Source organism: uncultured Bacteroides sp., assembly GCF_949298305.1.
Classification (GTDB): Bacteria; Bacteroidota; Bacteroidia; order Bacteroidales; family Bacteroidaceae; genus Bacteroides.
Window position 1 is genome coordinate 1 of record NZ_CASFWU010000050.1, and the last position, 13,148, is coordinate 13,148.

Genomic DNA, 13,148 nt, shown 5'->3' on the forward strand with positions numbered 1-13,148 from the left:
ACTTTAGCTGCTTCGCGTATGGTATCCAAAATCTTGTCGACGTAGACTTCGTGTGAAGCGTCGGCCACCATGACTTCAATTTGTTTCGAATCCATTTCTATTGTTTCAGTTTATATATTTAAGTAACGTAACGAAGGATGGCCGTGCGTTTCCTTCAGACCGTTGCGGCAGCATTCTTCAGTCTCTTTATCTCACTTCAAAGGTATGTTCGGGATGATTTCAGAAAGAAAGTCTCTCACTTCGCCGTGTGTCACGTGCTCGTGCAGCACCAGCATGATGGTGTCATCGCCCGCAATGGTTCCCAAGATGCCTTCGTACTCGCGGTTGTCTATGTCGTAGGCCATGCTGCTGGCATAGCCGGGCCGGGTGCGTATGACGGCTATGTTGCCCGAGAATTGCAGGGAGACGAATCCGCTCGTCATCAGCATTTCGCTGGTGGTCTGTCCGCTGGTACGCTTGTACATGATGTTGTTGGGCAGCACGTAGACGTACTTTCCGTTCATGTTTGCCGCTTTGGCCACTTTCAGTTGCTTCAAGTCGCGCGACAGGGTGGCTTGGGTCAGTTCAAAACCCTCCTGCCCCAGGGCTTGCAGCAGTTCCTCCTGCGAACTGACGTCTTTGCTGGAGATAATCATTTTGATGGCGTCTAAACGATTGGCTTTCTTCTTCATGGTTTTGCATAATTATTCTTTGACGGCGCAAAATTAGCGTTATTTTTGGAAAGAATATACATAAAATGCGTTTTTTTAGCTTTGATATGCAGAAAACTTCTGCGGCCGTTCTTGGGGGAGCGGTCTTAAGGCATCCGTTCCTTATTTACGCGAGGTGATGTGGAAGCAACCTTGTTTCAGTTCGTACTTCACGTAGCATTCGTCGGCCTTCTTCAGGTCGCGCAGCACTTCGGAGAGTACCAGCTTCAGCGTGTCGGCGCTGACATCCTGCATGGGGCGTCCGTCGGGGTCTTCCACTTTCTGGAAACGTTTCCAGCTGATGTCGAAGGTGGTGGCGTAGGAGTGTGCCGAATTGGAGGTGGCGTTGAGGTTGCGGCGGCGCAACCGTTTCACGTCGCTCTGCGTGCGCAACACCGAAGTCACGATGACCTTGTTGGGGTTGAGGCCCTTGGACGCAAGCGAATCCAGAAAGTTGCTGCCTATGCTGTCCAGCAGGGCGGCGGCTCCGTAGGTAAGGTAGGGAATGGAGTGGGTCAGCGAGTCTACGGCATAGAGCTCGTTGGTGGTGATGTGGGCCAGCTTGCCGGTCATGGCTTCGGCCTCTTCGCGCGAGGCCAGCGGGGCGATACCCACCGCTCTGGCGGCTTTCAGGTGGGTTTCGTTCAGGTCGCCGAAGGAGCGTTTGTAACTGATGACGCCGTGGATGTTGCGCGGTTCGTTCATCTTCATGGACATGTCTTTCTTCTTGCCGCAGCCGGTAAAGGGCACTGAAGCCAACAGGGCGGCCAGCACCAGCAGGGCGACGGGACGGTAGTTGGTTTTCTTCATTTTCTTTCTATATATTAATGTTTATGACTTAAGTTTTTTTTACAGCCTGCAAAGATAACCCATTCCGGTGAAAACCGTCCGGACGTTTTTCTCTTTTTTTGTCGGTCGGGGACCTTATTGGAAGTCCCGGCTTCAGTATGTCAGTTTTTTCACGTACCTTTGCGGCCGTTAAATTACGAAAACGGAAGACTGTGCAACGATATTTCATTTATCTGGCTTACGACGGTGCGGCCTACCACGGCTGGCAGATACAGCCCAACGGGGCCAGCGTGCAGGAGTGCCTGATGAAGGCGCTCTCCACCCTGCTGAGGCGCGAGGTGGAGGTGACGGGAGCGGGGCGTACGGACGCGGGCGTCCATGCCCGTCTGATGGTGGCCCACTTTGACAGCGAGACGCCCATAGACACGGCCTTCATGGCCGACAAGCTGAACCGCCTGCTGCCGCCAGACATCTCGGTGTACCGCCTGCGGGCCGTGAAGCCCGATGCACATGCACGTTTTGATGCCACATCGCGCACTTACCAGTATTATGTCACTACGGCCAAGCTGCCCTTCGACCGCCAGTACCGCTGCCGTCTCTTCCAGACGCCGGACTTCGGCGCAATGAACCGGGCGGCCGCCAGACTCTACGAGTACAGCGACTTTACCAGTTTCAGCAAGCTGCACACCGACGTGAAGACCAACCTCTGCCGGGTGACCCTGGCGGAGTGGACGCAGGTGGACGACGTGACGTGGATGTTCACCATCCGCGCCGACCGCTTCCTGCGCAACATGGTGCGCGCCGTGGTGGGCACGCTGCTCGAAGTGGGACGGGGAAAGCTCACGGTGGAAGGCTTCTGCCGCATCATCGAGCAGAAGGACCGTTGCAGCGCCGGCACGTCGGTGCCCGGCAACGCGCTGTTCCTGGTAGACGTGACCTATCCCGAGGACATCTTCCTGCCCTGATTCAACTATTGCAATATTCGATACAGACATGTGGTTATTACTTGCTTTCCTTTCGGCTGCCTTGCTGGGTTTCTACGACGCCTTCAAGAAGCAGTCACTGCGGGACAACGCCGTGTTGCCCGTACTCTTTCTGAACACGCTGTTCTCCAGCCTGATATTCCTGCCGTTCATCCTGCTTTCGGCCTTCGCGCCGGGCACGCTGGACGGAACCCTGTTCTACGTGCCCTCGGCGGGCTGGGCGGAGCATAAGTACATTGTGGTGAAGTCGTTCATCGTCCTCTCCTCGTGGATTTTCGGCTACTTCGGCATGAAGCACCTGCCCCTGACCATCGTAGGCCCCATCAACGCCACGCGCCCCGTCATGGTGCTGGTGGGCGCCATGCTCATCTTCGGCGAGCGCCTGAACCTCTATCAGTGGGTGGGTGTGCTGCTGGCGGTGCTTTCGTTCTTCATGCTGAGCCGCTCGGGCAAGAAGGAGGGCATCGACTTCAAGCACAACAAGTGGATTTTCTTTGTGGTGATGGCTGCCGTGACGGGTGCCTTGAGCGGACTGTACGACAAGTACCTGATGACGCAGCTCAACCCCATGCTGGTGCAGTCGTGGTACAACGTCTACCAGGTGTTCATCATGTGTCCCGTCATCCTGCTGCTGTGGTATCCGCAGCGCAGGCACAGCACCCCCTTCCGCTGGGACTGGACCATTCTCTGCATTTCCCTCTTCCTCTGTGCGGCCGACTTTGTCTACTTCTATGCCCTCAGCTACGAAGACTCCATGATTTCCATCGTTTCCATGGTGCGCCGCGGCAGCGTGGTGGTCTCTTTCCTCTTCGGTGCCCTCTTCTTCCGTGAAAAGAATTTAAAAAGCAAGGCTGTCGACCTGATTTTGGTGCTGATAGGAATGTTCTTCCTATATTTGGGGAGCAAATAACGCAACGTTTGGACAAAAGGAATGGCAGAAGACTTGTACATCAGCGCAGGGACGAAGGAGGAGAAATACCGCGCCCTGCTTCCGCAAATAGAAGGCCTGCTGGCAGGCGAGGACGACCTGACGGCCAATCTGGCCAATGTGACGGCTGCCCTGAAGGAGACATTCGGCTTCTTCTGGGTGGGTTTTTATCTGGTGAAGGGCGGCGAACTGGTGCTGGCTCCGTTTCAGGGCCCGGTGGCCTGCACCCGCATCCGCAAGGGGCGGGGCGTCTGCGGCTCGGCCTGGCAGGAAGGCCGCACGCTGGTGGTGCCCGATGTGGACGCCTTTCCGGGGCACATTGCCTGCAGCTCGCTCTCGCGGTCGGAAATCGTGGTGCCCCTCCTGGACGGAGGCGAGGTCTGGGGCGTGCTCGATGTGGACAGCGACTGTCTGAACAGCTTTGACGACACGGATGCGCGCTTTCTGGAGGAAGTCTGTGCGCGGCTCCGGCCGTACCGCTGACGCATGGCGGAAAAACATGGATATTTGGCGGACGGCGCAGGCCGTCCCACGAAACTTTATAAACGGATATAGACGAAAAATGAAAAGACTGATTGTTCTGCTGTATATTTTCTCAGCCGCCCTCTGCCTGGTGCGGGCGCAGGAGGCCAAAACCTGTTTTATCAACATGCCCGACTCGATAAGCTCCCTGTTCACCTCGGTCAACCGGGCCGACTTTGTGGACTTTCTGGAAAGCAAAATGAAGGCCGAAGTCTCCAACCGCCTGGGCGGCAAGTCGGAAATGACCCGCCTCACGGCGGACTATATCCGCCTCCAGACCACGCCCCGGAGCGAGTGGCAGATGAAGCTGCTGCCTGTGAACGACAGCACGAAGATTATCTGCACGGTGTCCACCGTCAGCGCGCCTGTGGCCGACAGCCACATCCGCTTCTACACCTCCGACTGGCAGGAGCTGCCCCTTGCCGACCATTTGCCCGCGCTGCCCGTGAAGGCCGATTTCCTTCCCTCCCTGCCCGACACGGTCTCTTACGGCGTGCGCGACGCCTTCCGCCAGGCCGACCTTCTCCTGATGAAGGCCGACCTCTCGGAGCAGGACGCCACCCTGACCTTCACCTTCACCACCCCCGACCTGATGGAGAAAGAGGCGGCCGAGAAGCTGAAACCTTTCGTCCGCCGTCCGCTGACCTACGTGTGGAAAGAAGGGCGTTTTCTCCCCGCCGGAGAGTGACAATTCTCCCTCCCTTCCATTCCAAAGGCGTTGGAATACCCGTTCGATAGCCTTTCGAATACCTATTCCAACGCCTTTGGAATACTCATTCGATAGCCTTTCGAATACCTGTTCCAACGCCTTTGGAATAGCCGTTCGATTGCCTTTGAAATGAAGTTCGCAGGCACAGTGCCCGTGCCCCGTCCGGACGGAGCTTGCACGGTGCGTGGACCGAGCTTGCACGGCTTGCGGACGGTGCTTGCATGGCGCGCGGACGGAGCTTGCGTGGCCCGGACACTGGTTTTCAGGCCGGAAGGACGGCGCCCTGCCGCCTGCGCGCCGCCCGTCCGGCCTTGCAGAACACAATTCGGGCACGGACTGCGTGGATGAATGCTTTCAGGGAGCCTGTGTGCCCCGCGAAAACCCGCGCAATCCGTGCCCGAAAGCCGGACGGCTTCTTGCTCTGTCCGGCCGTTTACTTCACCTTAATCTTGTCGAAGCCCTCGCCGTACACGCCGATGACCGCGCTCTGCGAAACGAAGGCGTTGGGGTCGATGTCCTTGATGAGCCGGAAGATGATGGGCGATTCCCGCTTCTTGGCCAGGATGAAGAGCATCTTCACTTCGCGGCCCGTATAGAAGCCCGAGGCGTTGATGACGGTGGCGCCGCGGTGCGGATAGATGTTGATGTGGTGGGCAATGTCTTCGTACTTGTCGCTGATGATGAAGAACTGCACCGACTGGCGGGCGCTGTTCACCACCTGGTCCAGGACAAAGCTGCAGATGTAGAGGGTCACGTAGCCGTAGACCACCTTTTCCCAGTCGCGCAGGACGATGTAGCTGGAGGAGATGATGATAAGGTCGCAAATCAGCATCACCCTGCCCAGCGTGATGTCGCGGTACTTGTTGATGATGGCCGCAATGATATCCGTTCCTCCCGTGCTGCCGTTGGACGAGAAGGCGATGCCGATGCCGCCGCCGCAGAACGAGGCGCCGATGACGCAGGCCATGAAAGGCTGGTCGTGGAGCAGTACCAGGCCCGAGGTCAGCTTCTGGATGACGGAGAGGAAGAAGGTCAGCGTGAACACCGCAAAGATGGTCTTGATGCTGAATCGCCACCCCAGGATGCGGATGGACAGCAGCAGGAGCAGGAAGTTGATGGCAAAATAAGTGTACTGCACCGGAAAGCCGATGGCGAAGAAGATGATGGAGGCGATACCCGGAACGCCGCCGGTAGTGATGTCGTTGGGCAACAGGAACACGGTCCAGCCGATGCCATACATGATCATGCCCAAGGCAATCATCAGGTAGTCTTTCATTTCCCGGAGCATGTTCTGCTTCGAGGGGATTGTTGGGATTGTTTTCATTTATAAATAAGTAATAAGTTGGTTGTCTCTCCGGTGTCAGTCTTGTCCGGCGGCCTTGGGACCGCTGCCGGGGCAGGGCTTGTTTTTCGAGGCGCAAAGGTAGTGAATAAATGTGTGATAGCAAACGAAAGAGGTATAAACTCGCTGCCGCTTGGGGGTGTGGGGCAAATTGTTTACTTTTGTAAGCCAAAAATACGAACCGATGATAACAATCAGGAAAACAAAACCGGAGGAACTTGCCGCCGTCATGGAGGTGTTCGAGGAGGGGAAGCGCATCATGCGCAAGGCCGGAAACATGAAGCAGTGGACGGGCGGCTATCCGTCGGCCGAGCTGGTCATGAGAGACATCCGCAACGGAAACAGCTACGTCTGCCTCGACGACGGAGGGACAATCATTGGCACCTTTGCCTTCATTCCCGGCAACGACCCCACCTATGCCCGCATCTACGAAGGCAGCTGGCTGGACAACACGCGCCCCTACGCCACCATCCACCGCCTGGCCGGCACGGAAGCGAGCCGGGGCGTGGCGGCGGCCTGCCTGGACTGGTGCTTCAGGCAAGTGCCCAACCTGCGGGCAGACACGCACCGCGACAACCTCATCCTGCAGCACATCCTCACCAAGCACGGTTTCCGCTACTGCGGCATCATCTACCTGCTGAACGGAGACGAACGGCTGGCATACCAGAAGATTAGCGGTTAGCGGTTAGTGGTGAGCGGTGAGTGTCCTGCGGATGGAAGATAACCGCTGCTTACTAACCGCTAACCACTCACCGCTAACCACTGACCACTCACCGCTCTCAACCGTATTTCCTCTTGAGCTCCTCCACCGACATTCCGGTGAAGTAGTCTTCCACGAAGTCCCAGCGGCGGCTGTCCGTCAGGTGGCTCGAGCCGAAGAAGAAGGTGAAGAGTTCTATCTGTTCCTCGAAGATGCGCTCGTTGTTGTCCAGAATCAGGTTGCGGTATTCGCCCGAGGAGGCAATGTCGAGCAGGCGTTCGGCATCGTTGAAGCGGATGTGTACGCAGGGCGTTCCTCCGCCTTCCACACAGAAGGAGAGGCAGTCCAGCATGGACAGCAGGTTCAGCAGCATGTTGAGGTCGGAGTAGGGGGTGCAGTAGAAGGTCAGGCGTTCGCCCTTCTTGCCGGCAATGCGCTGTACAAACAGTTTCTGGTAGCGCGATAGCAGGAGGTCGAAGCCTTTGGTGACGGTGAAGGAGAGTTCGTTGGACTCCTTCTTCTTGGCCACGCTGATGTAGCTCACGCTGCGCCCCTCTTCGGTGCGCGACTCCAGCAGGGAGCCGATGAACCGCTTGGCGGAGCGCACGTCCATGTTGTGCTCGGCAAACAGGGCCCGCAGCTCTTCTTCGTCAAAGCGGCCCTTGGTCTTGCGCAGCTTGTCGGTGAGCAGTGCCTTCAGGGCGCTGAACAGCTCGTCCAGACGGCGGCGTATCTCGTCCGCGTCTTCCTTCAGCAACACTTCGTGCTTGCCCACGGCCACTGCCCGCGAGCCTTCGCGCAGCGTGCCTCCGCTCAGCTTCTGCTTGAATTCCTTGAAGCCCAGTTCGGGGAAGCGTTCTTCCCACAGGGCGTCCAGCCGCGCCTTGTAGACGTCCGCCTCGCCTTCCACGGGCGTCAGGTAGGCGCTGAACTCGCGGGCGAAGGCATCGCCCGTCTTGTCCTGTATGTAGCCTTCGGTCAGCAGATTCTGGGGACTGACCTCCAGCAGGTGCTGTCCGTAGCGCCGGGCCAGGTCGTCCTCCAGCCATAGCAGGGCGGTCTTTATCAACTGTCCCAGCTCGGCTTCATACTCCAGCTTGTTCTTCATGCGCGGCAGCTTCACCACGAATTCGAAGTCGGAGAGGGAGAGCTGCATTTCCTCCTTTCCGCCCTTCATGCGGTAGACCTCCATCAGCTTGGACAGGATCAGCGACAGCTGTTCCTGCGAGATGTTGCCGCTCTGGTGCAGGCGTTTCATGTAGTAGAAGTCCCGTTCGTGGAAGTCGGTCGCCGAGATGCCCTGGATGTCCGCGTCGCGTGCGGCGCGGCCAATCTCCTGAATGTAGTCCACGAACGTGCTGGAGGGGGCCACGTGGTAGACGCGGTCTATGTCGCTGATGTCCACGCCCATGCCGAAGGCCTTCGTGGCTACAATCATCTTCTTGGTGCCTTCCTTGAATTCCTGTACGATGGCGCTTTTCTGTTCCTTGTCTTTCTTGCCGTAGTAAGATGCCACCAGGTGCCAGTCCGCCGACTTCACCCAGCTTTTGAGACGCATGTCGATGCCGCCGGCAAAGGGGTAGTAGAGCAGTGTCTTGTGTCCGTCCAGAAAGTCGTCAATGCGGGCGCTGATGACCCGTTGCTTGGCCTTGTCGTAGGTCTCTCCCTCTTCTATCTCCATCTGGCGGATGTCGAACCCGATGTTGCGCCGCTTCACCGTTCCGGCGTAGAGCACGCAAGGCTCCATCTGGAGCGAGCGGATGGTTTCAAACACCATGTCGTTGCCCCCTTGGGGGTTCCACACGGCGGTTGCGGTCAGGGCAAACAGCGGGAAGTCATAGCCCAGGCTTTGCTTCAGCGTGCTCAGGTATCGTCCCAGGAACCAGTAGTCCACCCTGAACTCCTTGCCCCAGGTGGTCACGGTGTGCGCTTCGTCCACCACAACCATGCCGATGCGGCGGTCGCCGGCAAAGTGACGTATGTCATAGGACAGCAGCAGCTCGGGCGAGAGGTAGAACAGGTCTGTTTCGCCTTCGCGCACCTGGCGGTAGGCAGCTGCCTTCTGTTCGGGCGAAAGGTCGGACGATGCGTAGGCCACGCGGGTGTATCCCTGCTCATGCAGGCTTTCCACCTGGTCCACGATGAGCGCCTTCAGCGGTGAGATGACGAGGGTGAGCAGGCTGTACTTGCGGCCCAGATAGATGGCTGGCAACTGGAAGAGCAAGGACTTGCCCGAACCCGTAGGGGCTGTCAGCAGAATGTTGTCGGCCTGCGTGCTGCCGTTCCAGGACTTCTCAGCCTCTCGGATGACATGCTCTATCACCTGTCCCTGCGAGATGTTCAGCTTGTCCTTGCCTTTGGACAGGTCGGCATAAATCTCCAGCTCGCGGAACTGTTCATATCCGTAGACTTCGTTCAAGAGGCTTTTCACTTCGTCCCGGCAGCCGTCGGGCAGTTCTCTTTGCTTCAATTCGGGCAAACGGTGGGTCGTTGCTGCTTCCATATCAATCAGTCAATGTTCTATATACTGTTAATTCTAATTCCGGTTCTTTGCCAACAAAAAAAGGAGGACTTCCAGCCGTGATACAGGCCATTGAAGTACCCCCTCTCTATGTTCAGATTCCTCCTGCGTACCGCAAGCAGTGTTTCAGGATAAAACGTATCAATATTCTTCCTCGTTGAAGAAAAAGTCTTCCTTGCTGGGATAGTCGGGCCAGATGTCTTCGATGCTTTCATATATCTCGCCCCTGAGTATTAAAATTGTAAATATTAAGTCTTATATCTTTATTTTCCGGCAAAAGTATAACAATTTATCTCACTTGCAACTATTCTTCCAAAATATTTCTTCTTTTTTCTCGTCTTGGTTCAACTTACGTGACAAAACGAACAAATAGTCTGACAAACGGTTCACGTAGGCCAGTACTTCGGGAGATATTTCTGCCTCTTCGGACAAGGCGAGAATCCGTCTTTCGGCACGGCGGCAGACAGTGCGGCAGATGTGGCAGACGGCCGCCCCGCGTCCTCCGCCCGGGAGTACAAACGCCGACAGGGGAGGCAGCAGGCTGTCCAGACGGTCTATTTCGTGCTCCATCTCCTCCACCGTCTCGGGCGGGATGATGCCCGACGCTTTCAGCGTGGTTTGCGAACGGTCGGTGGCCAGATGCGTGCCCACTACAAACAGGTTGTTCTGTACCCGTTGCAGGAAGTTGCGGTCCTGGCTGTCGGTCAGGTAGGTGACCAGCAGGCCCAGCTGTGAATTCAGTTCGTCCACTGTGCCGTAGGCTTCCAGTCGGACATGGGTCTTCGGGACGCGTGTCCCGCCCACCAATGACGTGGTTCCACGGTCACCGGTGCGTGTATAGACAAGGCTCTTTTTCATAACAATGTATCATAATTGGTTAGGTTTTATTATGTTCAGTCAGAAGTTTACAATATAGCTTTGTTTGTTCTTCGACTTGTCAAAGAATATGATGCCGAGGTCGTAAAGGTCGAAGGTGATTCCCGTCCTTTTGTCCTTCTGCATGTGTTTCCACAGATTTTTCATCTTGGACGTATAGCCGATGCCTTCCACAACGAACACAGAATGTGGAGAGGAGCGGTCTGCGCAGAGGTTGAACACCTCCTCTACAAACTCTGGGTGGCGATAGTCGTGCAGGTACAGAAAGTCGACAGGAACGCCAGCCTCCAGAAATAGCTCTGACAGGGAGGAGGCGCCCGTGTAGACGGCATTCTCTCTGCCGGCGCGCAGGTAGAGGGCCGAAGCCGAAAGCGTACCGGCGTCTATCACCGTAGCGGGCCGGGCATAGTTGACCAGCCGGAACAGCAGCCGTTTCACCCTGAGCGGTTCATGCCTCCATGCGCGGCTGGCCTTATTGTGCTTTTCGGCGGCCAGTAAGTCCTCGTACTTGTAATAAGGAGCCCGCTCGTAAATCACCCTTGTTATCAGGTTAAAGGCGAATGGAGAATGTACCCCGTAGCCTCGGCGGTGGCGTATGCGGCCCAGCCGGACAAAAGGACGTTTCAGGGCAAGGGTAATGCGGTTCATGGCTTCTTTGTTCTGCATGGTTGACTGCGCAAAGATAGAAAACTTATTTATAGAACAGTCATCTTGGTTTCGTAAACTTGAGCACCTTTTTTTTCGGCGTTTCTCAAACCTTTTCGGGCAGAAAACGTTGTGGTATGGAAAAGTAACCTATAACTTGTATAACAACAGATGAAAAAACTTCTTTATCTTGCTGCGCTGGCGGCCATGGTCTTCAGCTGCGCCGACGACAATCCGCCTGTCATGGTTGAAAAAACGCCTTTGATTACTCCGCAATTGGATATGTTGGTCAGTACTGCGGGCGGCTTTAGTCCTCTTACGGGCGTATTGACCATTTCGCCCTGTCAGGCAAACAGCTCCGTTTACTACGGCAACTATGTAAACAATATTCTGACCCCTCTCTATGCCTATTACTACGTCAAGGACGGAACGTATTATGAAGATTCTGTCAACAGGGTCATTTCTTTGCCTGCCGGTACTTATAACATGGTTTATTGGGGCATGCCTGTTTACGAAGACCCCCAGTATACCAATCCCATAGTCAGGGAACCCGCTTACAGCATCGGTGCCGACATGAAGTTGCAAAAATTCAGTTTGGTGAAGATGGCGGCAGACACGACCTATTATCCGGCCTTCGATATGGTGCATGCCGTGGAGTCTGCCACCGTCGGTACCGAACCGCTGAGCGCATCGCTGCAGCGTGTCGTGGCCGGACTGAAGGTGATTGTCAAAGACCAGGACAACGGAGTGCTCAATTCCAGCATAAGCGGCATGACGGTATGCGTCACGAACATTGCCAGCGAGCTGAACTTCTATACCGGAAAACCGCAGGGAAATCCGTGCAGCGTATCCTTCCCCCTGCAACGCTCGGTGGACGGTACCGAGATGAGCTGTGCCACCGTCATGCTGTTTCCTTCTTACGGCAAATCGGAATTCCAGCTGTACATTACACTGAAGAACGGTACGGTCAAAACCTTCAAACAGGTCTTGAACGGCCCGTTCAATGCCAATACGAAACTGACACTCACCCTGACCCTGGGTGATGTGTTTTCGGAAGAGTCGACAGGCAATTTTACGGTCACCAATTGGAATGAGTTCAGCCAGACCATAGACATCTCCTCGTTGAATTGAAAAGATGGCTTACGCTTTATGCTTTCTGAGGTGCCGTTGCAAGCAGATTCTTTTTAAGGGCAGACATCTGGAAATCTGTTTGCCCTTCATGTGTGTACATGCTCAGCCCGGGGCTGATACGGATTGGGCTTTAGCCCAAGTTCCAGATTAATCCGTTCTGAGGTTCCCAATCCTCAGAACTTTTTTTATTCAGTAAATACTGTGGAATCAGGAGGCCGGCGCAATCTGGCTCTTCTGATTACGGTCCCTGCAGAATGCAAGCGTGGGGCACCTTAGGGGGTGCCCCACGCTTTGTATTCTATTCCGAACTTTATCAGAATAACATGGCTGGATATTCACCGGCGTTTACCAGAGCCTGAATCTTGTCTACCACACTCTGACGATCTTCAGGATAAGTAACGCCAAACCACTTGCTGGTCGTATCGAGCACTTCCACCGTAGCAGTGCCTTCATTAATCAGTTTGTCCACCATCAAGGGGATGAAGAATTCACTCTTCAGGTTCTCCATGTTCTTCGGATTGCTAAGGAAAGTCTTGAAGTATTCGGCACTGTATGCGAAATAGTCGGGAGTAAAGCCCCAGAAATTCATGCTTACCGGCGTCGTATCGGGAGTAGCCACCCATTCGTCGTTGTCGTCAAGGTACTTCACTTCGCCATCCATGCGCTGTATTTTGGTACGTTCTACAACCGAAGTCAGCAGATGGTTGTCGTCTGTGCCACAGATACCGCGGGATACTGTACCGCTTTCGCTCAGTGTATTGCCAACACGGAAACCTACCATGGAGTAAACATTCTTGGAACCTTCGGGCAGATTTGACAAGAACTTGCCCATAACCTGGAAGGAGTCACGGCCGTAGAAGTCATCGCAATTGATAACCGCAAACGGTTCTTTAATCACATTGGCACCCATCATAACAGCGTGATTGGTTCCCCAAGGCTTGGTACGGCCTTCGGGACAGGTAAAGCCTTCGGGAAGGGCATCCAGCGACTGGAACACCAGCTCACAAGGGATGTGGCCTTCGTATTTGGAAATGATTTTGTCGCGGAAGTCTTGTTCGAAGTCTTTACGGATTACGAAAACGAGCTTGCCGAATCCCGCCTTGATGGCGTCGTAGATGGAATAGTCCATAATAGTTTCACCGTTCGGACCCAGTCCGTCCAATTGCTTCAAGCCACCGTAACGGCTTCCCATGCCGGCTGCCAATAAGAATAAAGTTGGTTTCATAAAAGTTATTATTTTAAAAGGTTAGTGTATATCTGTGCTGATAACGGCACAAATGTACAAAAATAAACGGCAACAAATGGATGCTTTT

General features: G+C 55.2%; 13 protein-coding genes and 1 pseudogene. 6 read left to right on the forward strand and 8 right to left on the reverse strand.

The window, feature by feature from the left end:
- The 3 genes and pseudogenes from Q1Y74_RS08285 to Q1Y74_RS08295 all read right to left on the reverse strand — a co-directional run.
- Nucleotides 1-95: pseudogene (locus Q1Y74_RS08285) on the reverse strand (GNAT family N-acetyltransferase); the annotation flags it as partial.
- A 96-nt stretch (nucleotides 96-191) separates the two neighbouring features.
- A complete protein-coding gene (gene argR, locus Q1Y74_RS08290) occupies nucleotides 192-671 on the reverse strand; it encodes an arginine repressor (protein ID WP_300813765.1) in 480 nt (159 codons plus the stop codon).
- A 141-nt stretch (nucleotides 672-812) separates the two neighbouring features.
- A complete protein-coding gene (locus tag Q1Y74_RS08295) occupies nucleotides 813-1,499 on the reverse strand; it encodes a DUF5715 family protein (protein ID WP_300813767.1) in 687 nt (228 codons plus the stop codon).
- A 191-nt stretch (nucleotides 1,500-1,690) separates the two neighbouring features.
- On the opposite strand from Q1Y74_RS08295, the gene truA reads away from it, so the two are divergent.
- The 4 genes from truA to Q1Y74_RS08315 all read left to right on the forward strand — a co-directional run bounded on the left by truA (nucleotide 1,691) and on the right by Q1Y74_RS08315 (nucleotide 4,599).
- Nucleotides 1,691-2,443, forward strand: coding sequence for a tRNA pseudouridine(38-40) synthase TruA (gene truA / locus Q1Y74_RS08300; protein WP_300813769.1), 753 nt, complete (start codon nucleotides 1,691-1,693; stop codon nucleotides 2,441-2,443).
- A 28-nt stretch (nucleotides 2,444-2,471) separates the two neighbouring features.
- Complete coding sequence (locus Q1Y74_RS08305) at nucleotides 2,472-3,371, forward strand: DMT family transporter (protein WP_300813772.1); 900 nt, start codon at nucleotides 2,472-2,474, stop codon at nucleotides 3,369-3,371.
- 21 nt (nucleotides 3,372-3,392) lie between these two features.
- Entirely contained in the window at nucleotides 3,393-3,872 is a 480-nt protein-coding gene (locus tag Q1Y74_RS08310; protein WP_300813775.1) for a GAF domain-containing protein, read from the forward strand.
- Between the two features lie 79 nt (nucleotides 3,873-3,951).
- Nucleotides 3,952-4,599: a DUF3256 family protein gene (locus Q1Y74_RS08315; RefSeq protein ID WP_300813778.1), complete on the forward strand. Its 648-nt coding sequence runs from the start codon at nucleotides 3,952-3,954 to the stop codon at nucleotides 4,597-4,599.
- Between the two features lie 454 nt (nucleotides 4,600-5,053).
- Here the strand turns inward: Q1Y74_RS08315 and Q1Y74_RS08320 are convergent, their stop codons facing one another.
- Nucleotides 5,054-5,944 (reverse strand): YitT family protein, encoded by an 891-nt coding sequence (locus tag Q1Y74_RS08320; protein ID WP_300813780.1) that lies wholly within the window; start codon nucleotides 5,942-5,944, stop codon nucleotides 5,054-5,056.
- A 202-nt stretch (nucleotides 5,945-6,146) separates the two neighbouring features.
- On the opposite strand from Q1Y74_RS08320, the gene Q1Y74_RS08325 reads away from it, so the two are divergent.
- Complete coding sequence (locus Q1Y74_RS08325; RefSeq protein WP_300813782.1) at nucleotides 6,147-6,644, forward strand: GNAT family protein; 498 nt, start codon at nucleotides 6,147-6,149, stop codon at nucleotides 6,642-6,644.
- A gap of 97 nt (nucleotides 6,645-6,741) precedes the next feature.
- On the opposite strand, the gene Q1Y74_RS08330 is transcribed toward Q1Y74_RS08325, so the two are convergent.
- The 3 genes from Q1Y74_RS08330 to Q1Y74_RS08340 form a co-directional block, all read right to left on the reverse strand.
- On the reverse strand, nucleotides 6,742-9,165 hold the full coding sequence (locus Q1Y74_RS08330; RefSeq protein WP_300813784.1) for a DEAD/DEAH box helicase: 2,424 nt from the start codon (nucleotides 9,163-9,165) through the stop codon (nucleotides 6,742-6,744).
- A 312-nt stretch (nucleotides 9,166-9,477) separates the two neighbouring features.
- Nucleotides 9,478-10,041, reverse strand: coding sequence for a cob(I)yrinic acid a,c-diamide adenosyltransferase (locus Q1Y74_RS08335; RefSeq protein WP_300813786.1), 564 nt, complete (start codon nucleotides 10,039-10,041; stop codon nucleotides 9,478-9,480).
- Between the two features lie 39 nt (nucleotides 10,042-10,080).
- Entirely contained in the window at nucleotides 10,081-10,707 is a 627-nt protein-coding gene (locus Q1Y74_RS08340) for a hypothetical protein (RefSeq protein ID WP_300813801.1), read from the reverse strand.
- Nucleotides 10,708-10,875: 168 nt separating this feature from the next.
- On the opposite strand from Q1Y74_RS08340, the gene Q1Y74_RS08345 reads away from it, so the two are divergent.
- Complete coding sequence (locus tag Q1Y74_RS08345) at nucleotides 10,876-11,835, forward strand: FimB/Mfa2 family fimbrial subunit (protein ID WP_300813789.1); 960 nt, start codon at nucleotides 10,876-10,878, stop codon at nucleotides 11,833-11,835.
- A gap of 313 nt (nucleotides 11,836-12,148) precedes the next feature.
- On the opposite strand, the gene Q1Y74_RS08350 is transcribed toward Q1Y74_RS08345, so the two are convergent.
- The gene (locus Q1Y74_RS08350; protein ID WP_300813791.1) at nucleotides 12,149-13,060 is read right to left on the reverse strand and encodes a nucleotidyltransferase; all 912 of its coding nucleotides are present in this window, start codon (nucleotides 13,058-13,060) and stop codon (nucleotides 12,149-12,151) included.
- Between the last annotated feature and the right edge of the window lie 88 nt (nucleotides 13,061-13,148).